The sequence below is a fragment of the Pseudomonas sp. 20P_3.2_Bac5 genome, assembly GCF_025466035.1.
GTDB lineage: Bacteria > Pseudomonadota > Gammaproteobacteria > Pseudomonadales > Pseudomonadaceae > Aquipseudomonas.
In genome coordinates, this window is the sequence record NZ_JANLOA010000101.1 from 89,861 (window position 1) to 108,314 (window position 18,454).

The window sequence follows — 18,454 nt, forward strand, 5'->3', positions numbered from 1 at the left end:
ACTGCGGCGCCCGGCGCGCAACGGCGTTAGAATGTGCGCCCTGACTTATCCACAGATGGCCGCCTCCTTGCTGACCGAGTCCCGCCGCCGCGCTTACCTGAACGCCATGCAAGTGGTGCACTGGCTGCCGCGTACCGAACTGCCGTTCGCCGCGCCGTCGCGCCCGGAGCTGCTGTTGCCGCTCGAGCCGCTGGTCGAGGAACTGCCGCCGGAAGTGCCGGCCCGGGCAGCCGCCGCTGTCGCCCAGTCCGTTGTGAAGCCCGTGGTGAAGCCGGCAGAGCGGCCGAAGATCGAGATTCCCCGCCCGAGCGTCACCGCCAAGCCGGCGCCCAAGCCGGTCGAGGCGGCGGAAGAAGCGCCCGCGCCGGTCAAGGCCGTGGTCCAGCCGCCGCCGCGTTTCGCCCTGCAGTTGCTGCGTGCCGGTAACTGCCTGCTGCTGGTCGAACTGGCGACTGGCGAGGCCTTCCAGAGTCGCGATCCGTCCTACCTGCTGCTCAAAGACATGCTGCGTGCCGCCGGCCTTCCCGACAGTCCGCAGATCGTCGGCGAGCCGGTGCGCTGGCCGTTGCTGGTGCGCGGCAGTCTCGACCAGGGCCCGGATGCTGCGCGGGACTTCGTCCAGGGCTTCATTCAGGCCCGGCTCGAAGAAGTGCCGTGCGCCTGTCTGTGGCTGATCGGCCTGCCGGCCATCCGCTTTGCCGGCGAAGGCGACGAAACGTCCTATACCCGTGAATGGGCGGTGCAAGGCCTGGGCACTGCCTGGGGGCTGCCGTCCCTTGAATTGATGATGGACGAGCCGCCGCGCAAGGCGGACGTCTGGAAAGCCATGCGCCGGCTGATGGCGCGCTGGAAACCGCACAATGAGTGACACCCTCAGCTTCCGTCGGATGACCGAGGCGGATCTGGATAGCGTACTGAAGATCGAATACGCCGCCTTCAGTCATCCCTGGACCCGCGGGATCTTCCTCGACGCGCTGAAAAGCTACGAAGTCTGGTTGATGTTCGAAGGCGAGCAACAGGTCGGCCATGGCGTGATCAATGTGATCATCGACGAGGCGCACCTGCTCAACATCACCGTCAAGCCGGAGAGCCAGGGCCGCGGTCTGGGCCTGGCGCTGCTGGAACAATTGATGAAGCGCGCCTATGAGTCGAACGGTCGTGAGTGCTTCCTTGAAGTCCGCGCCAGCAACCAGTCGGCCTACCGCTTGTACGAGCGCTATGGTTTCAACGAAGTGGGTCGGCGCCGCGATTACTACCCGGCGCCGGGTGGCCGCGAAGATGCGCTGGTGATGGCCTGCACCCTCATCGAATAAAGGGCGCGTGACCCGCCCGGGTCGCGGCCTGTCATAACAGGGCATCCTTTCCGTGAGGCTTGAACATGCACGACCTGCAAGAACTGATCGATAACAACGCGCGTTGGGCGGACAGCATCACCCGGAAGGACCCTGATTTCTTCGCCAAGCTGGCGAATCAGCAGACGCCTGAATTCCTCTGGATCGGCTGCTCGGATGCGCGGGTTCCGGCCAACGAGATCGTCGGCATGCTGCCGGGCGACCTGTTCGTCCACCGCAACGTCGCCAACGTGGTGCTGCACACCGACCTGAACTGCCTGTCGGTGATCCAGTACGCGGTGGATGTGCTCAAGGTGCGGCACATTCTGGTGACCGGCCACTACGGTTGCGGCGGTGTGCGGGCGTCGATGCAGGACCGCCAGTTCGGCCTGATCGACGGCTGGCTGCGTTCGATCCGCGACCTGTATTACGAGCACCGCGTCGAGCTGTCGAAGCTGCCCACCGAGGAAGAACAGGTGGACCGCCTGTGCGAGCTGAACGTGATCCAGCAAGTGGCCAACGTCGGCCATACCACCATCGTCCAGAACGCCTGGCATCGCGGCCAGGAGTTGTCGGTACATGGCTGCATCTATGGCATCAAGGATGGTCGCTGGAAGAGTCTGGACGTGACCATCAGCGGACTTGACCAGTTGCCGCCGCAGTATCGGTTGCGACCGCAGGAATAGAGTGTTTCGGGGCTGCTTTGCAGCCCCGATGGCTTTCAGATTTCTTCGACCGGCTTCTGCAGTTCGCGCAGCTTGCGCGTCACCGCGCCGGTATTGCACTTCGCGCTCGCCTGCTCTGGCGTCATCTCGCGAATGGTCCGATAGAACAATTCACAGGTCTGCTTCTTCGCGGTCACTTGCCACTTTTGCGTGCAGGCGTTCAGTGTCGCTTGCGGGTCGGCTTTCGGGTTGCGGCCCACGCCGGCCTGCCAGCAGGCAGCGCTGAGGTCCTGGCCCATCATCTTCAGGCCCGCCGCATCGGCCTTGTCCTGATCACCACCGTTGTTGGCCGGGTCCGCCGCATACCAGATCGCACTCGGGTGGTTCGAGCCCAGCACCGGCACTTGCTGTCCGGGCGTCGGGCTGATGGTCACCAGGCCCAGCACTTTCAGGCTCGGCCCGTATTGCTGCTGGATCCAGGTGCGCACCGGCGAGCCGAAGGCCACCATCGGCAGCGAGGCACCGCTCTGGGTGCGGGTGACTTCCTTGACCATGCGCACCTGATAGTCCTGGAAGTAGCCGTAGACGCCTTCAAGATCCTTGCCGGCGCTGGCCGGCGCGGCGATCGGGGCGATGTCGACGATGGTCTGGTAAGCCGGGGTGTCGGTGGCGGGAATGCCGTTGAAGGTCAGCAGACTGGCCCAGCGATCGGTGGTGTTGGAACGCAGGTAGTCCTGGGCCTGGGTCAGCGAGTAATCCGGCGGGAAGTGCAGCAGCTCGATGCTGCGGCGGTTTTCCAAAGCCATGCCCAGCGGCAGGAACAGGTACCAGTTGTAGGCCCATTTGCCGTCGGTGTTGAGTTTTTTCGCGCCGTTGTAGGCCAGTTCGCCAGTGTCGAGCAGGGCGGTCAGCGGTTTGCCGTAGTTCGCCGGGACGCCGCTGATATCGGCATGCAGTTTGTCGTTGTCACGCCGCACCGTCACCGTCGCGGCCGGGTAGCCGTCGCGCTGCACGCTTTGGGTCAGGTAGTGCTCGACGGTCTTTTCCAGTGTCCAGTCGCGAAAGCAGATCACGCTGCAGTTATTGGGGTAGGCGAACAGCCGGGTCACGCGCTCCTGGCTGCCCAGTTCCACCCGGGTGTCGGCCGCTGCCTGGCTGGCTGCGGCGAGGGCGATCAGGCCCAGAGCGATCGGTGCAATCTTGTGCATGCTTAACTCCTTGTCAGATGCCTCCCTCCGATTGGGAGGATTGCCATACTGGGGGAGTTGCCGGGGCCATGGGAAGAGGGCGGATGAACGGATGGAAAAAGGCGATCGCGGCCCTGTTGATCAGTACCGCGGCACAGGCGGATGAGCGCGATCTTTGGTCGTTCGCTCAATGGACGGCGGACCATCAGACCCGGCCGTTCCGCGAAATGCTGGTGGATGCGCAACTGTACGGCGTGGTGCCGCTGTATCAGTTGCTGCGCTCGGCCAGCGACTGGCGCCAGTGCCGCGCCGAGCCTTTTGCGGTGCCGCCCGTGGCGCAATGGCCGGAGGTACGCAGCACCTTGCGGCTGCTGGACCTGCTCAGTGATGAACGGATTCTCGGACCCTATGAAGTGGTGTCGGCCTACCGTGACCCGGCACTTAATCGCTGCGCCGGCGGCGCGGTCGGCAGTGCCCACACCCGTGCCTTCGCCGTCGATCTGCTGCTGGCCAAGGGCAGCGACCCGCAACCGTTGTGCCGTTTCTGGCAGCGCTATGGCAAGGTCTGGAACATGGGCCTAGGGCGTTATCCGTCAGGGCGGATTCATATCGATACCGCCGGCTATCGCACCTGGGGTGGCGACTTTAGTGCGGATTCGTCGTTCTGTGTGCGGCTGGCGAATGACGAAACCCGTTGATCACCAGATACAGCAATGGGCCGATGGACACGAACACCGCGGTCAGCAGGCAGTACGGCAGCACGCTGAGCAGCGAGCGGCCTTTGGCCCGAGCATCCTGGACCATCCAGGCGCAGGCGAGGCCGGCCATGATGTAAAGGTCGATCACCACCTGCGCGGTGTCGGGGCTGGACATCAGTTGCAGACCGAACTGCAGCAGGGATTGTTCGGCGATGCTCATGCTGTAGAGGGTGTAGCCGGTGAAAGCGAGGAGGGTGACCAGGGCCAGCCAGGGCTTGTTCATCGTGCAGTCCTTGCGTCGGAAAATTCTGAGGGCCGAGTGTAACCTCACGCCGGATTGCTGTGGGTCTTCTCAACCACCCAGTCCGCAAAGCGCCGGCATTTCTCCGATTCCTCCCAAGGCTGCGGACAGAGCAGCACATACGCCGAGCCGTCGCGAACGAAACCGTGGGGCGCCTGCAACTGCCCGCTGGCGAGTTCATCGCCGACCATCATTCGCGACGCCATGGCCACGCCGAGGCCCGCCACCGCAGCCTGAATGCACAGGTAGAAATGTTCGTAGTCGGCGCGGCTTTCGCTGTTGTCCGGCTGTCCGCTCAGGCGCAGCCAGGTGGCCCAGGCGCCAGGGCGAGTGGTGCTGTGCAGCAGGCGCTGGCCGGTGAATCCCTGCGCGGGCAACGACCGCGAAGGGCTGACGACCGGCCCGACCCACTCGTCGCAGACCTTGCGCATATGCAGCCCGTCTTCCCACTGAAAGTCGTCGCGGCGCAGCGCCAGGTCGACGCCGCTGCGGGCGAAATCCACCGGGCCGCCAGCCGCCATCAGGTGCAACTGGATATCCGGGTGCGCGGCCTGGAACGCCGGCAGTCGCGGGATCAGCCATTTCATCGCCAGGGTCGGCTCGCAAGACAACACCAGCACGTTCTCCCTGGCCTGTTGTTGCAGGCGGTAGACCGTGCCTTCGAGTTGTTCGAACACCGACTGGGTGGTTGCCAGCAAGGCGCGGCCGGCGGCATTGAGGAAGATCGCGCGGTTGCGGCGCTCGAACAGCTCCACCCCCAGCGACGCTTCCAGCAAGCGCACCTGGCGGCTGACCGCGCCATGGGTAACGTGCAACTGTTCGGCGGCGCGGACGAAGCTGCCGGTGCGCGCGGCAACGTCGAAATAGCGAAAAGCGGTGAGCGCGGGCAATTTCATATCTGTGAGGAAAACTAGCGGATTTGCCGCACTATAAATCGCTTTTTAAGCAATGGGCAGGCTTTCGATAATGTCGGCCCGCGCAGTCGATCTGCGCTATTTGCTCGCCTATTCAGAAAGGAAACCTGTTGTGAACGAACTCATCGCCGTTGCCCTGTTCACCGTATTGGCGGTCATCAGCCCCGGGCCGGATTTCGCCATGGTCACTCGGGCCAGCTATGCCTTCGGCCGGCGCAGCGGTCTGCTCGCCGCGCTCGGCATCGCCTGTGGCGTGCAGGTGCATGTGCTGTACACCGTGCTCGGGGTGTCCGTGCTGGTGCAGCATTCGCCGACGCTATTCCTGCTGATGAAAGTGCTCGGCGCCGGCTACCTGATCTACCTCGGCTACAGCTCGCTGACCAACACCCGCCGCCTGTCACTGGACGGCGAAGCGCCCGCAGCCAGAGGCACCTTCGTTGCGGGTTTCCTCACCAACGCGCTCAATCCCAAGACGCTGCTGTTCGTGGTCAGCGCCTATACCCAGGTGGTCGGGCCGGGCAGTTCGCTGGCGCAGCAATTCGGCTACGGCCTGTTCATGTCCGTGGCCCACTGGCTGTGGTTCAGCCTGGTGGCGTTGAGCTTTTCCAGTGCGCCGCTGCGCCGGGTAATGATCGAGCGTCAATTGCTTGTGGACCGGGTGATCGGCATGGCGCTGCTCGGACTCGGCGTGACGGTGCTGTTCGCCAGTGTGCGTTGAGCGGATTGCAACTTTCTGTGTCAGCGCCGTAAGATAGAATCATTCCCATTTAGTCCTGTATCCCATGAAAGCCACTCCGCCAGCAGACAGTCTCGATGCGTTGTACAAGGGCTATCACGGCTGGCTGCTGAGCTGGCTGCGGCGGCGCCTGGACTGTCCGCACAATGCTGCGGACATGGCCCAGGACACCTTCATCCGTCTGCTGGGCGCTGGCGCCTATGTCACGCCGCGTGAGCCGCGGGCGTTTCTCGCCACCGTGGCGCGGCGCTTGTTGGTGGACCGCAGCCGTCGGCACAAGCTCGAACAGGCTTACCGCGATGAACTGGCGCGGCATGCCGAACTCATGGAGCAGGCACCGTCTGCGGAACAGGTGATGGCTGCGGTGCAGGCCCTGGAACACATTGCCCGGGCGCTGGAAAACATGTCGCCGCGCATGCGCCAGGTGTTCGTCCTGCGCCATCTGGATGGCTTGAGCCATGCGCAGATCGCCGAGCAATTGAACGTCTCGACCAAGACCGTGCAGAACGATCTGGTTCAGGCACTGCTGCAATGCCACGCCGCCGGTGGTGTGCTGTGAAGCTCCCGGCGGCGGTGCTGCGTCAGGCGGCCAAATGGCTGGTGCGCATGGACGACGAGCCGGATGCCGAGGCACGGGAAGCCTTCCGCGTCTGGTTGACTGCCGATCCTACTCATCTGCAGGCCGTTCAGGCGCTACAGGGTAGTCTGGCGCCACTGCATGACCTGCCGAGCGCACCGGTGCGCGCGGCGCTGGGCACCGTGGTCGCGCGTTCGCGGACGCGGCGCAGCCTCAAGGCACTGGCCGTCGCGGCAATCCTGGCGATCCCCGTCGGGTTGGCGCTGCAGCAATTTCCGCCGGCCTACCTGATGGCCGATATCCGCACGGGCGTCGGCCAATGGAGCAGCCAGCAACTGCCCGACGGCAGCCGCATCCAGCTCGATGGCCGTTCGGCGGTGGACCTGCAATTCGATGGGCAAACCCGCACCCTGCGCCTGGTCAGCGGCGAAATCCTCGTCGATGTGGCCAAGGACGCCAGCCGGCCATTCCTGGTGGTCACCGAACACGGCAGCGTACGTGCCCTGGGCACGCGCTTCGTGGTCGAGCGGCTGGGTGAGTCCACGCGGTTGGCGATGATCGAATCCAGCACCGAAGTGAAGAGCGCCGGCGACAGCGTCACCGTGCCGGCCGGCCAACAGGTGCAGTTCGACGGCCATGGCATCCAGCCGGCGCAACCGGTGGACGGGGCGGGGCTGGAGCAGGCGTGGAACGCTCATCAACTGGTAATTCGCGAGCAGCCGCTGAACCAGGTGCTGGAGCGCCTGGCCCGTCATCATGGCGGTTACCTGAGCTATGACGCGAAGGCCCTGGCCGGCCTGAAAGTGTCCGCGGTGCTGCCCGCCGACGACAGCGAGCGCGCATTGCGCCTGCTGGCGCGCAGCCTGCCGATCCAGGTCGAGCACTACACCCCGTGGCTGACCCGCGTCCGTCTCAAACAGAAATAATTCTCAAACCTTTTTCCACTAATCGTTCGCCGTGCGTCCTTGTACTAGCCAACACCTAACGAGGACTACGGAAGATGTCTGCATCGCTACGCCCCCGCAACGCCAGCAGTGCCCTGGCGCTGGCCATTCACTTCGCCATCGTCGGCGCCCCTTTGTTCACGACCTTGCCGGCCCAGGCCCAGCAACAGGTGCAGCGCTACGACATCCCGGCCGGCGCGCTGGGTGATGTGCTGAGCCGTTATGCCCGCGAATCCGGCGTGGCGATTTCCTTCAATGCCGAGCAAGTGGCACGCAAGCGCAGCACCGGTCTGCAAGGCAGCTATGGCGTGCCGGAAGGGTTCGCCACGCTGTTGCACGGGCAGGGCCTGCAGGCTCAATCCAGCCCTGATGGTTATGTGCTGATCGACGTTCCACAGGTCAACGGCGCCCTCGAACTGGGCGCTACCAGTGTCACTGGCGTGGGGCTGGGGAGCACCACCGAAGGCACCGGTTCCTACACCACCGGTGCCACCAACACCGCCACCAAATTGAACATGAGCCTGCGCGAAACCCCGCAGTCGGTGAGCGTGCTGACCCGCCAGCGCATCGACGACCAGAACCTGCGCAGCATCGGCCAGGTGCTGGAGCAAGCGCCGGGGCTCAACGTGCAGAGCCCGGGCAGCGACCGGCTCTACGTGTTCTCCCGTGGCCTGGCCATCGACAACTATCAGTTCGACGGAATGCCCACCACGTCCTTCGCCTTCAGCCAGGCGCTGCCCCATGCGCTGGCGGACATGGCGATCTATGATCGGGTCGAAGTGGTGCGTGGCGCCACCGGCTTGCTCTCCGGCGCGGGCGATCCTTCCGGCACCGTCAACCTGGTGCGCAAGCGCCCCACCGACACCTTCAAGGGCTACGTCAGCGCCGGCCTCGGCTCCTGGGACCTGTACCGCACGGAAGTGGACGTCTCCGGCCCGCTGACCGACAGCGGCAATGTGCGTGGCCGGGCGGTGGCGGCGTATCAACAGGGCAACAGTTTCACCGACCACCTGCAGCAGGAAAAAACCATCCTCTACGGGATCACCGAATTCGACCTGAGCGACAGCACCCTGCTCACCGTCGGCGTGGACTATCTGGACAGCGATCCGCGCGGGTTCTCCACTACCGGCCTGCCGCTGCTCGACAAGTACGGCAACAAGCTGCACACCTCGCGCTCCGACAACCCGGCAAGCCGCGACAGCAGCAACCATCAGGAAATCATCAACAGCTTCGCCTCCATCGAGCAGAAGCTGGCCAATGACTGGACCCTGAAACTGTCCACCAGCTACCTCTACGGCACCCGCGACTACGACTCGGTGATCGCCGGCACGTCCACCGGCTTCGTCGATCCGGCCACCGGCAGCGGCCTGAAATACACCGCCACCAAAGGCGAGAACTGGCAGAAGCAGCAAGGCCTCGACCTGATGCTTTCCGGCCCGTTCCAGGCCTTCGGTCGCGAGCATGAACTGGTCATGGGCTTCAACTACCAGAACTACGAAAACCGCCGCAACGGCTTCGGCCATCCCACCGCGTCCGGTGGCAGCAACAACCTCGTCAGTGGCCTGCCGGTGAATATCCGCACCTGGGACAACTACGGCCCGCGCCCGACGTACAGCATCAACCGCGAAGACGACAACTTGCAGCAGCGGCAGAACGGCGCCTACCTGGCGACCCGCCTCAAGCCCACCGATGACCTGTCGCTGGTGCTCGGTGCCCGGGTGAGCAACTACAAATACGGCGCCAGCTACCACTACAACGTCCCGGCCATGGTCTACCTGAACACCGACGATTCGGTGCGGGTCAGCGGCGAGGTCACACCCTATGCCGGCGTGGTCTACGACCTCGACGACAACCACTCGCTGTACGCCAGCTACACCAGCATCTTCAAGCCGCAGACCTACAAGGACCAGAACGGCAAACTGCTCGACCCGCGAGAAGGCGACAACTACGAAATCGGCCTCAAGGGCGAGTACTTCGACGGTCGCCTGAACACCGCTTTCGCGTTGTTCGAGGTGAAGCTGGAAAACGACAACGTGCCCGACGGCATCATCATCGGCACCGACTACGACACCGCCTACGCCCCGAAGAAAACCACCACCCGCGGTTTCGAAATGGAAGTCAGCGGCGAGATCCTGCCGGGCTGGAACGTCGACGCCAGCTACAGCCACTCGCGGGTCAAGGACAGCGAAGGCGAGCGGATCAAGACCATCATCCCGATGGACATCTTCAAGCTCTGGACCACCTACCGCCTGCCCGGCGCGCTGGAGCGCCTGACCGTCGGCGCCGGCGTGAACTGGCAGAGCAACATCCACTTCACCTCCGAGAGCTGGATGCTGCCGTCGCCGTCGACCTACACGCAGGATGACTACGCCACGGTCGGCCTGATGGCCCGCTATCAACTCACCTCCCAATGGTCGGCGACCGCAACGGTCAACAACCTGTTCGACAAGAAGTACGTGAGTTCGCTGGATGAGAACTTCTACAGCGGGAGTTATGGGGCGCCGCGGAATGTGATGGTGACGACGAAGCTGGAGTTTTAAGGGATACAAGGTGCCCTATCATTAAGTGAGGGGCACCGTTATGGAAGGGGCATGTGCTCACAATGATCGTTTTGAAATTCAGTAATTACCAATCAGCTTCATGAGGATAGTGAAAGCCAGTATCCATATCAGGGGGAATATGATCATTAGTCTTGAGGTTTTGCTCCATTTTTCTATGTGGGGTGGAATGTTCTTGATGTCGTCTTCGCATACCCGATCATCAAGTGTGTAGAGGTGCGGGTGGAGAATAATGTGATTCAAAAGGGTTTTCGCGTTGTTTTTCTCGTGTTTGTCTCCATGCGTTATAAGATGCTCGGATAACACTACGTAGCTGCTATTGGGCATCGCCTTGAAAATTTCCCTGTGGTGCATTTCTTCGATTTTTTTGTCTATCTTGATAACTGCATAAAGCATAATAAAGCCGATGCCAATAATGCAAAGCCACATACCTTTTGACCACATCGTCATGTCAATCATGGTGTGTTTATAGATCCTGAATTAAAACGGTTTAGAGTGTGGCAAGTTGCTTTATGTATTTTCTGGCTATAAATATAAGGAAAGCCAGTAAAAACCAGGCGAGTCCAATTTTCTGGAGAGTGTTATCCCTTGCTAGTATGTTTTTTAAGTGTTTTGGGAAGTGCTCGGCATCACAGCGAGAAATAAGTCCGATCGAAATAAATCTGGCCTGAAAGACTGCTCCATGCAAAAGGCTGGGGATAAGTATCCGTCTCGAAAGCCCTTGTGATACGTAGAGTTCCATGGTCGTGGATAAGTCAGGGCTACACTTGATGGATGCCATCATTTCGTTGAGGTACTTTCTCGTGATGTAGATCCGATGAGAAAGTGCGATGACGAACGTGACGGGGATGCCAAAAATTATTATCGAAAATGTTAATGCGGTCCAAATTCCCATGTCAGTCGTATAGGAAGTGGTCGCGAACGGCCTCTTCCACCTCTATGACGATTTCTCCAGTTGCTTGTCCGACAACCGTTCCAAATTCGGCGCCGAAATAAGAAGACGTAGCGACAACGGCTACAGTACAAGCCACATATTTTCTAGGGTTTGGCGCCAGTTTGTAGCAGACAAAAGCGCTTTCTTTCATCGCGGTTTTTGCTGCGTAATAACCGCCTAGAGCCATTCCTGTGAATTTTAATGTTTCCGTTATTTCGGCTTTTTTACAAGTTTCTGTCGAGCCGATGTCGCATGCCTCTTTGATTAAGAGGGCCGATGAGATACCTCCTATACCAATAGCCAGATATCCACCGTGCTTCATATACGTGGTTGCCTTGCTAATGATATTTATGTGCTTGGAATATCCTGGAATTTCCCCGGGGCCGCCTGCCTTCCTCCAGTGATGCACAAGGCTCTTGCTTGAAATACGCAAGGATTTTTGTAGTTTTGGGTGGTTGCCCAACGAGAGAAGGCTGCGAATTTTTGAGGCGTTGAGCAACTTGACGTTGAGCTCATCAAGAATAACTTTTCGCTTGCTGAAAAATTCCGGTACGTTGAGACGGCCATAGCTGCGATACGTATCGACATACAGCGCCTCGAGTTTCTGCAATGTACGGGTGATTTCGCCCATATGTTTTTCCATGCCGGCAGCAGTAACACCGGTCCAGGTTGAAGCACTTCCAAGAATCGCCGCGATTTGGGACTGATGTTCCGTCATGAAATCCGCGTCCGCTGGCGTCAAATCAGCCAACGCCACGGCAACCTCCTCCGCCGCTTCCATCAAATGTGCTTCTTCCCGCCTGCACATGTAATTGCGTGGGTCACCAAGCACCACCAACTGCCCGGCTTTCACGATGTCGTTCCCAAGGCTGCCATTTAGCCCATTGAACTTGCGCATCACCTCGGGGGACGGCGTATTGCCAAACAGTTCGGTTTCCAGCGCGGAGCGGCTGATGGATTTCTGCACGATGTAGAAGCCGGGCTCGGCGGGATCGTTATCGTCTGCGGTCGAGACAGCCGACGCGCCGGACACGGAAGAAGCCGAGCCTGCGGCGGTAGCCGGTGGGGCGAACGGCTGTGGGGAGGAGGGGCCTGCGGTTGTTTGCAAAGGGTTTGCCACTACCGACCTTGCCGCCGCCTGCTCCTTCAGCGCGATCAGCCGGTTGCTGCCCGCCGGGCAATCGCACTGAATCAGCGCGCCGTGCAGCGCTGCGCGCTTGCCGTTCCAGAGGATGGTCGGTGCGGTTTCAACGAGGGTGCCCACCTTGCCGCATTTTGGGCATTCGGTGGTTCTGTCGCCGAGGCGCAGTACGCCTCGGCCACCCTGGGTGGAGTAGGGCAGGCTGCCGAGGCAGATGGCGCCCGTTGTGGTCTTGTCACCATGAAGGCCGTGCCCCAGGCCGTTTACCAGTACGCGGGCCATGGCTCAGTCCTCCGTCACATACACGCCATCGGAGGAGAGCAGGCCCTTTCTCGAGATGAGAAAGACCTGGTCCTGCAGGGTGTCGATGATTTCGTCGCCGTTGGCGAGGCGGCTGCCGACCACGGCGATGTGGCTTCCTTCCTCGAGGCTGTGGGGCAGGATTGCTGCGCTGCTGCCGTCCGAGTATTCGGCGACATCTCCAGCCTGGGCAACGCCGACCTCCAGGCCGTTGTGCAATGTGATCCGCATTTCGCTGGTTGTCTTGCGAATGACCCCGCCCTTGCGGGTGCGGCTACCTTCGCAGGCCAGGCGGTGGATGGATTGCGCCGGATGGGTCTGGCAATACTCGTTCTGCTGCAGCACCTGATCGCGCACGGATTCGGCGAAGGTTACGAGGGTTTCAGGAGCGTTGGGCGATTCGTCGAGTGACTGCAGAAACTCTGCAGACACTTCGTTGGTAAAGCGAGGAGTGGTGCTGTCCACGGTGCTGCTCCTTGCAGAGGGTCCGCTTGTTTTTCTGAATGAAAAAACAGCGGTGCCTGTCGGTTGGGAGCCTGCAACCCTGGAGGTTTGGTTAGCGGAAAGACATCAGACGTTTCCTAAAAGGTGATAGGGATTTTTTGATGGTTAATGTGGGGCATGGATGAAAAATAGACATCCGCCTGTGGGCATCTTCCGCATCTTTAGTCAGAATACGCGACAAAGAAACATTCTCATTTGCAAGGTGCCCCCATGCAGGCCGCTGCTTTCCCACGCGCTCCGATCCGTATCCTCGCCATCGAGGACGACCCGGTGTTGTCCGCCCATATCGACAGCCACCTGGGCCAGCGCGGGTTTGCCGTGACGGTGCGGCATGACGCCAGCGACGTGGTCGAGCTGGTGCGCGACGGCGCCTATGACCTGGTGCTACTGGATATCCTGCTGCCCGACAGCAATGGCCTGGAGATGCTCGCCGAGTTGCGCCGCCGCCAGCGCGTGCCGGTGATCCTGATGTCGGCGCTGGGGGCCGAGCAGGACCGTATCGTCGGCTTCAGCCAGGGCGCCGACGACTACCTGCCCAAGCCGTTCAGCATGGGCGAGATGGATGTGCGCATCGACGCGATCCTGCGTCGCGTGGCCTACGAGCGTGCGGACCACAGCGGCCATGAGGCGTTGGGCCAGGCGCTTGACCTGACCTTCGATCCGCTGCGCAGCGATGTCTGCAACAACGGTGTCTGGGCGGATCTCACCAGCACCGAATACCGCATCCTCGAAACCTTGCTGCACTCGCCCAACGAGGTGCTGAGCAAGACCTTCCTTTACCAGCAGGCGCTGCACCGGGCCTATTCGATCCACGATCGCAGCCTGGACATGCACGTCAGCCATATCCGCCGCAAATTGCAGTCCATCGGCTACAGCGCCGGCCGAGTGGAGACGGTGCGTGGCGCCGGTTATGTGCTCAAGCGCGTGACGCCATGACATTGCCCAACCGCCATTCGCTGTTCTGGAAACTGGTCGGCGGCATTGCCCTGCTGAGCCTGCTGATCATCAGCCTGCACGTGGATGTCAGTCAGCGCATCGAGATGACGACCGCCAAGTTGCCCGAGCCGACCCGGCAGATTCTCGCGGACTACGCCCGCGAGGCGGAGAGCGCCTGGACCGAAAACGGCACGCCCGGGGTCGATGGGTTTCTGGCTTCGTTGAGGGCGCGAGAAGGCGTCTGGGCGGCGGTGGTCGGGCAGCATGACCTGTCGCTGTCATCGCGCCCGTTGCGCGGGCGCGAGCGCAAGAAACTCAACTTCATGCGGCCGCTGGACTGGTCGGTGGGCCGGCCCGGTGGCACGCCGACCTTTTACATCCCGTTCAGCGACAGCGAAGCCCGGCTGGTGATGGACCTGCCGCCGCGCCTGGACCCGCGCAAGTACAACCACCTGTGGCGGCTGCTGCTGGAGCGGCTGCTTCCGGCATGCCTGGCGCTGGGTCTGGGCGTGTTGCTGTACCGCACGGTGATCGCGCCGATGGTGATTCTGCGGCGCCAGGCCAACGCCCTGAGTGCCGGCAATCTCTCGGCCCGGGTCGGCGCGCAACTGACCCGCCGGCGTGATGAATTGGGCGAGCTGGCGCGGGCTTTCGACCACATGGCCGGGCGCCTGGAAAGCACCGTCGATTTTCAGCGGCAGTTGCTCCGCGACCTGTCCCACGAGCTGCGCACGCCCTTGAGCCGCCTGCGCGTCACCGGCGAGCGCGAGCAGGACACCGCCGCGCTGCGTCAGCGTCTTGAGCGGGAAGTGCAAAGCATGGAGCGGCTGATCAACGACACCCTGGAGCTGGTCTGGCTCGACACCGAACGCCCGCTGCTGCCGCTGGAACCGGTGGATATCGGGCGCTTGTGGGAGGTGCTGTGCGAGGACGTCTGCTACGAAAGCGGCTGGCCCGCCGAGCAATTGCACAACGAGCTGCCCGCCAGTTGCACCGTGCTCGGCAACCTCAACAGCCTGGCCCAGGCGCTGGAAAACATTCTGCGCAACGCCGTGCGTCATTCGCCGCCGGGCGGGATCGTGCGCCTTGGCGGCAACCGTGATGGCGACGAGTGGCACCTGTGGATCGAAGACCAGGGCCCGGGCGTGGCGCCGGCCAAGCTGGAAAGCATTTTCCAGCCTTTCACCCGGCTCAACGCCGCGCGTCCGGGCGGCGATGGTTTCGGCCTGGGGCTGTCGATTGCGCGCAGTGTGGTGCAGTTGCAGGGCGGCGAAGTCTGGGCGCAAAACCGCACGCCAGGGCTGCGCGTCAACCTCAGGCTGAGAAGTGTATGAAATGTAAAAAAGATTTACTCTCATTTACGAATCTATAGCATTCGCGCTCGTCCCGGGCAGACCTGGGGTGAGTCGGATGTCATCGTTTTTCCATTCCTCTCGCTCCTTTTCTGCAGGCCCTCATTGCGAAAGGAGCGTCGTCGATGCAACCCCGATTCAAGCTCAATCACCTCTGCCTGGCCCTGTTGGCCGCATCCCCTTCGACCCTGCTGGCCGCCACTGACGCGCAGACCGGCGAGGCGCTGGAGCTGAGCGACACCCATGTGGTGGCCACCGCCGCGGAAGAGCTGAAGCAGGCGCCCGGCGTCTCTCTGATTACCGCGGAAGACATCAAGAAACGCCCGCCGGTCAACGACCTGTCCGAGATCGTCCGCAAGATGCCCGGCGTCAACCTCACCGGCAACAGCGCCAGCGGTACCCGTGGCAACAACCGGCAGATCGACCTGCGCGGCATGGGCCCGGAAAACACCCTGATCCTCATCGACGGCAAGCCGGTCACCTCGCGCAACTCGGTGCGCTACACCCGTTCCGGCGAGCGCGACACCCGCGGCGACAGCAACTGGGTCCCGGCCAACGAAGTCGAGAGCATCGAAGTCCTGCGCGGCCCGGCCGCGGCGCGCTACGGCTCCGGCTCCATGGGCGGCGTGGTCAACATCATCACCAAGCGCCCGACCCAGGCCCTGACTGGCAGCATCTCGGCCTTCACCAACCTGCCCGAAGACGATGCCGAAGGCGTGACCAAGCGCACCACCTTCAGCCTCGCCGGCCCGCTGACCGACTCGCTGACCTTCCGCGTCTACGGCAACCTGAACAAGACCGATGCCGACGACGCCGACATCAACCAGGCCCACACCGACACCGCGTCCGGCGCCTCCCTCGCCGCGGGCCGCGAAGGCGTGCGCAACAAGGACGTCAACGCGCTGCTGAGCTGGGCGCTGGACAACCAGCAGACCCTCGATTTTGAAACCGGCTTCAGCCGCCAGGGCAATATCTACACCGGCGACGTGGGCACCGGCGGCACCGATTCGCTGACCCCGGGCAGCACCGTCAACCAGTGGCTCGGTCGCGAAACCAACACGATGTACCGCCAGAACTTCTCCGTCACCCACCGTGGCGACTGGGAGTTCGGTACGTCGCGTGTGCTCGCGCAGTACGAGAAGACCCGCAACGACCGCCTGCTGGAAGGCCAGACCGGTTCGGTCGACGGCGATATCAGCGGCAACGACAAGTCCCTGAGCACCTACGACAGCTACCTGGTCCAGGGCCAACTGGACATCCCGCTGCAGGTGCTGGTGGCGCAAACCCTGACCCTCGGCGCCGAGTGGAATTACCAGGAACTGGATGACCCGAGCACCATGAACCGCGCCATCGGCACCACCCTGCCGAACTCCGCCGCGGGCGCGCGGGCCACCGACATGGATTCCACCATCATGGCGGTGTATGCCGAGGACAACATCGAGCTGACGCCCAACTGGTACCTGACACCGGGCCTGCGCCTGGACCATCACGATCAGTTCGGCGCCAACTGGAGCCCGAGCCTGAACACCTCGTACAAGCTCACCGACGACATCACCCTCAAGGGCGGCGTCGCCCGGGCCTTCAAGGCGCCGAACCTGTACCAGTCCAACCCCAATTACCTGTACCGCAGCAACGGCAACGGCTGTGCGCCGAGCCTCAGTTCCAACGGCTGCTACGTGCTGGGCAACGACAACCTCGACCCGGAAATCAGCATCAACAAGGAGCTGGGCATCAGCTTTGCCCGCGACGGCTGGAGCGCCGGCCTGACCTACTTCCGCAACGACTACGAGAACAAGATCGTCTCGTCCAACGACCTCGCCGGGCGCACCTCGGCCAACGAAGCGATCCTGCGCTGGGACAACGCCAAGGACGCCGTGGTCAAGGGCTGGGAAGGCAACGTCGGCGTGCCGCTGCTGGGCGAGGCTGGCGAGATCCTGAGCTGGAACACCAACTTCACCTACATGGATTCCAACGAAGACAGCGACGGCAACCCGCTGTCGGTGGTGCCGGAATACACCGTCAACACCATGCTCGACTGGCAGGTGACCCAGGCCCTGGCGCTGAGCCTGACCGGCACCTACTACGGCAAGCAGGAGCCGCGCCGCTTCAACCCGACCCGTGACGTCGACGTCACCGCGCAGAACGAGCTGAAGACCCTCGATCCGTATCACGTCTGGGGCGTTGGCGGCACGTATGAAGTGAACAAGAACCTGTCGTTCGGTGCCGGCATCAACAACCTGTTCGACAAGCGCGTGTACCGCGAAGGCGCGGGCACCAGCTCGGGTGCCAGCACCTACAACGAACCGGGTCGTGCGTTCTATGCGTCGGTGACGACCAGCTTCTGATCAGAGACCTTCAAGGCCAGCGGGAAACATGAGCCCCCCCATGAAAACAACAACCTTCTCCTGGCCCATGCTCTCCCGCATCGTCGCCGCGATTCTGGGCGGTTACGCCTTTACCTATGCCTTCACCGCCGCACTGGCCCGGCTATTGCCGCTGGACAAGGTCGACGCCCTGATCAGCGCCAGCCTGCTGTCCTTCGCCGTCTACACCGGCGTCATCCTCTGGGCCTTCGCCTGCCGCAGCGCTGCCCGCGCCTGGGCCGGGCTGGCGCTGGCAGTGCCGTTGGCGGTGATCGGCTTCTGGCCGCAACTGATGGAGGCCCTGGGATGAAACCGAAGACCATCACCCAATCGCTCTCGTGGATGCACACCTGGAGCGGGCTGATCTTTGGCTGGGTCCTGTTCGCGATTTTTCTGACTGGCACCCTCGCGGTGTTCGACAAGGAAATCGACGGCTGGATGCGCCCGGAAATCCCGACCCACAACCTTAGCCAGGACGAGGCCGTGCAGCGCGGGCTGGATTACCTGCAAAGTAATCATCCCGGCGCCAGCGCCTGGAATATCGGCCTGCCCGGCGAGCGTTCGCCGAACCTCACCGTTTCCGCCGGCGAGCAGCGCCGTGGCGGCGGCACCGCGCTCGACCCGCACACCGGCGAGCTGCTGGACGTGCGCGAAACCGCGGGCGGCAGCTTTTTCTTCCGCTTCCATTTCACCCTCAACCTGCCGCGCAACATCGGCATCTGGGTGGTCGGGCTGGCGGCCATGGCGATGCTCGCGGCGCTGATCAGCGGCATCGTTATCCACAAGAAATTCTTCAAGGAGTTCTTCACCTTCCGCCCGGCCAAGGGCCAGCGCTCCTGGCTCGACGCGCACAACGCCACGGCGGTGCTGGTGCTGCCCTTCCACCTGATGATCACCTACACCGGGCTGGTGATTTTCTACCTGATCTACATGCCGGCGGCGTCCGACGCGCTGTTCGATGGCGATCGCGATGCGTTGAACCGGGCCCTGCGCGGCATGCCGGCGGCGCAGCA

19 protein-coding genes are annotated in these 18,454 nt (G+C 62.4%); 13 read left to right on the plus strand and 6 right to left on the minus strand.

Annotated features, from left to right (window positions below; all coding sequences use genetic code 11):
* Positions 1-67 precede the first annotated feature (67 nt).
* From NTD88_RS18465 to can, 3 genes are all read left to right on the plus strand, one after another.
* Positions 68-868: an energy transducer TonB gene (locus NTD88_RS18465; protein WP_262154121.1), complete on the plus strand. Its 801-nt coding sequence runs from the start codon at positions 68-70 to the stop codon at positions 866-868.
* Positions 861-1,313, plus strand: coding sequence for a ribosomal protein S18-alanine N-acetyltransferase (gene rimI / locus NTD88_RS18470; protein ID WP_095158704.1), 453 nt, complete (start codon positions 861-863; stop codon positions 1,311-1,313). Before NTD88_RS18465 ends, rimI begins: the two co-directional genes overlap by 8 nt.
* 65 nt (positions 1,314-1,378) lie before the next feature.
* Positions 1,379-2,017 carry a carbonate dehydratase gene (can, locus tag NTD88_RS18475; RefSeq protein WP_095158703.1) on the plus strand — a complete coding sequence of 213 codons (639 nt, stop codon included), beginning with the start codon at positions 1,379-1,381 and terminating at the stop codon, positions 2,015-2,017.
* Positions 2,018-2,052: 35 nt separating this feature from the next.
* Here the strand turns inward: can and NTD88_RS18480 are convergent, their stop codons facing one another.
* A complete protein-coding gene (locus tag NTD88_RS18480) occupies positions 2,053-3,204 on the minus strand; it encodes a hypothetical protein (RefSeq protein ID WP_262154087.1) in 1,152 nt (383 codons plus the stop codon).
* Positions 3,205-3,287: 83 nt separating this feature from the next.
* Between NTD88_RS18480 and NTD88_RS18485 the strand changes: the two genes are divergently transcribed.
* Positions 3,288-3,881, plus strand: a complete 594-nt coding sequence (locus NTD88_RS18485) for a YcbK family protein (RefSeq protein ID WP_262129656.1) — start codon at positions 3,288-3,290, stop codon at positions 3,879-3,881.
* On the opposite strand, the gene NTD88_RS18490 is transcribed toward NTD88_RS18485, so the two are convergent.
* Together NTD88_RS18490 and NTD88_RS18495 are read right to left on the minus strand one after the other, a co-directional pair.
* Positions 3,829-4,164, minus strand: coding sequence for a DUF2834 domain-containing protein (locus NTD88_RS18490; RefSeq protein ID WP_262129655.1), 336 nt, complete (start codon positions 4,162-4,164; stop codon positions 3,829-3,831). The genes NTD88_RS18485 and NTD88_RS18490 overlap by 53 nt on opposite strands.
* Before the next feature lie 44 nt (positions 4,165-4,208).
* Positions 4,209-5,078: a LysR substrate-binding domain-containing protein gene (locus NTD88_RS18495; RefSeq protein ID WP_262154086.1), complete on the minus strand. Its 870-nt coding sequence runs from the start codon at positions 5,076-5,078 to the stop codon at positions 4,209-4,211.
* A 130-nt stretch (positions 5,079-5,208) separates the two neighbouring features.
* Between NTD88_RS18495 and NTD88_RS18500 the strand changes: the two genes are divergently transcribed.
* The 4 genes from NTD88_RS18500 to NTD88_RS18515 all read left to right on the plus strand — a co-directional run bounded on the left by NTD88_RS18500 (position 5,209) and on the right by NTD88_RS18515 (position 9,893).
* Entirely contained in the window at positions 5,209-5,814 is a 606-nt protein-coding gene (locus tag NTD88_RS18500; RefSeq protein WP_262154085.1) for a LysE family translocator, read from the plus strand.
* Between the two features lie 64 nt (positions 5,815-5,878).
* The gene (locus NTD88_RS18505) at positions 5,879-6,391 is read left to right on the plus strand and encodes a sigma-70 family RNA polymerase sigma factor (RefSeq protein WP_262154084.1); all 513 of its coding nucleotides are present in this window, start codon (positions 5,879-5,881) and stop codon (positions 6,389-6,391) included.
* Entirely contained in the window at positions 6,388-7,335 is a 948-nt protein-coding gene (locus tag NTD88_RS18510; protein WP_262154083.1) for a FecR family protein, read from the plus strand. The genes NTD88_RS18505 and NTD88_RS18510 overlap by 4 nt, the downstream gene beginning before the upstream one ends.
* A 74-nt stretch (positions 7,336-7,409) precedes the next feature.
* Complete coding sequence (locus tag NTD88_RS18515; RefSeq protein ID WP_262154082.1) at positions 7,410-9,893, plus strand: TonB-dependent siderophore receptor; 2,484 nt, start codon at positions 7,410-7,412, stop codon at positions 9,891-9,893.
* 78 nt (positions 9,894-9,971) lie between these two features.
* Here the strand turns inward: NTD88_RS18515 and NTD88_RS18520 are convergent, their stop codons facing one another.
* The 3 genes from NTD88_RS18520 to NTD88_RS18530 form a co-directional block, all read right to left on the minus strand.
* Positions 9,972-10,370 (minus strand): hypothetical protein, encoded by a 399-nt coding sequence (locus NTD88_RS18520; RefSeq protein ID WP_262154081.1) that lies wholly within the window; start codon positions 10,368-10,370, stop codon positions 9,972-9,974.
* Positions 10,371-10,807: 437 nt separating this feature from the next.
* On the minus strand, positions 10,808-12,268 hold the full coding sequence (locus NTD88_RS18525) for a PAAR domain-containing protein (protein ID WP_262154080.1): 1,461 nt from the start codon (positions 12,266-12,268) through the stop codon (positions 10,808-10,810).
* A gap of 3 nt (positions 12,269-12,271) precedes the next feature.
* On the minus strand, positions 12,272-12,751 hold the full coding sequence (locus tag NTD88_RS18530; RefSeq protein ID WP_262154079.1) for a hypothetical protein: 480 nt from the start codon (positions 12,749-12,751) through the stop codon (positions 12,272-12,274).
* 249 nt (positions 12,752-13,000) lie between these two features.
* On the opposite strand from NTD88_RS18530, the gene NTD88_RS18535 reads away from it, so the two are divergent.
* From NTD88_RS18535 to NTD88_RS18555, 5 genes are all read left to right on the plus strand, one after another.
* Positions 13,001-13,726 carry a response regulator transcription factor gene (locus NTD88_RS18535; RefSeq protein WP_262154078.1) on the plus strand — a complete coding sequence of 242 codons (726 nt, stop codon included), beginning with the start codon at positions 13,001-13,003 and terminating at the stop codon, positions 13,724-13,726.
* Positions 13,723-15,060, plus strand: coding sequence for a sensor histidine kinase (locus tag NTD88_RS18540; protein ID WP_262154077.1), 1,338 nt, complete (start codon positions 13,723-13,725; stop codon positions 15,058-15,060). The genes NTD88_RS18535 and NTD88_RS18540 overlap by 4 nt, the downstream gene beginning before the upstream one ends.
* Before the next feature lie 143 nt (positions 15,061-15,203).
* Complete coding sequence (locus NTD88_RS18545) at positions 15,204-17,423, plus strand: TonB-dependent siderophore receptor (RefSeq protein WP_262154076.1); 2,220 nt, start codon at positions 15,204-15,206, stop codon at positions 17,421-17,423.
* Between the two features lie 40 nt (positions 17,424-17,463).
* Positions 17,464-17,751, plus strand: a complete 288-nt coding sequence (locus NTD88_RS18550; protein ID WP_175653259.1) for a DUF3649 domain-containing protein — start codon at positions 17,464-17,466, stop codon at positions 17,749-17,751.
* A partial coding sequence (locus NTD88_RS18555) for a PepSY-associated TM helix domain-containing protein (protein WP_262191743.1) occupies positions 17,748-18,454 on the plus strand: 707 nt, incomplete at its 3' end. The genes NTD88_RS18550 and NTD88_RS18555, both read left to right, overlap by 4 nt.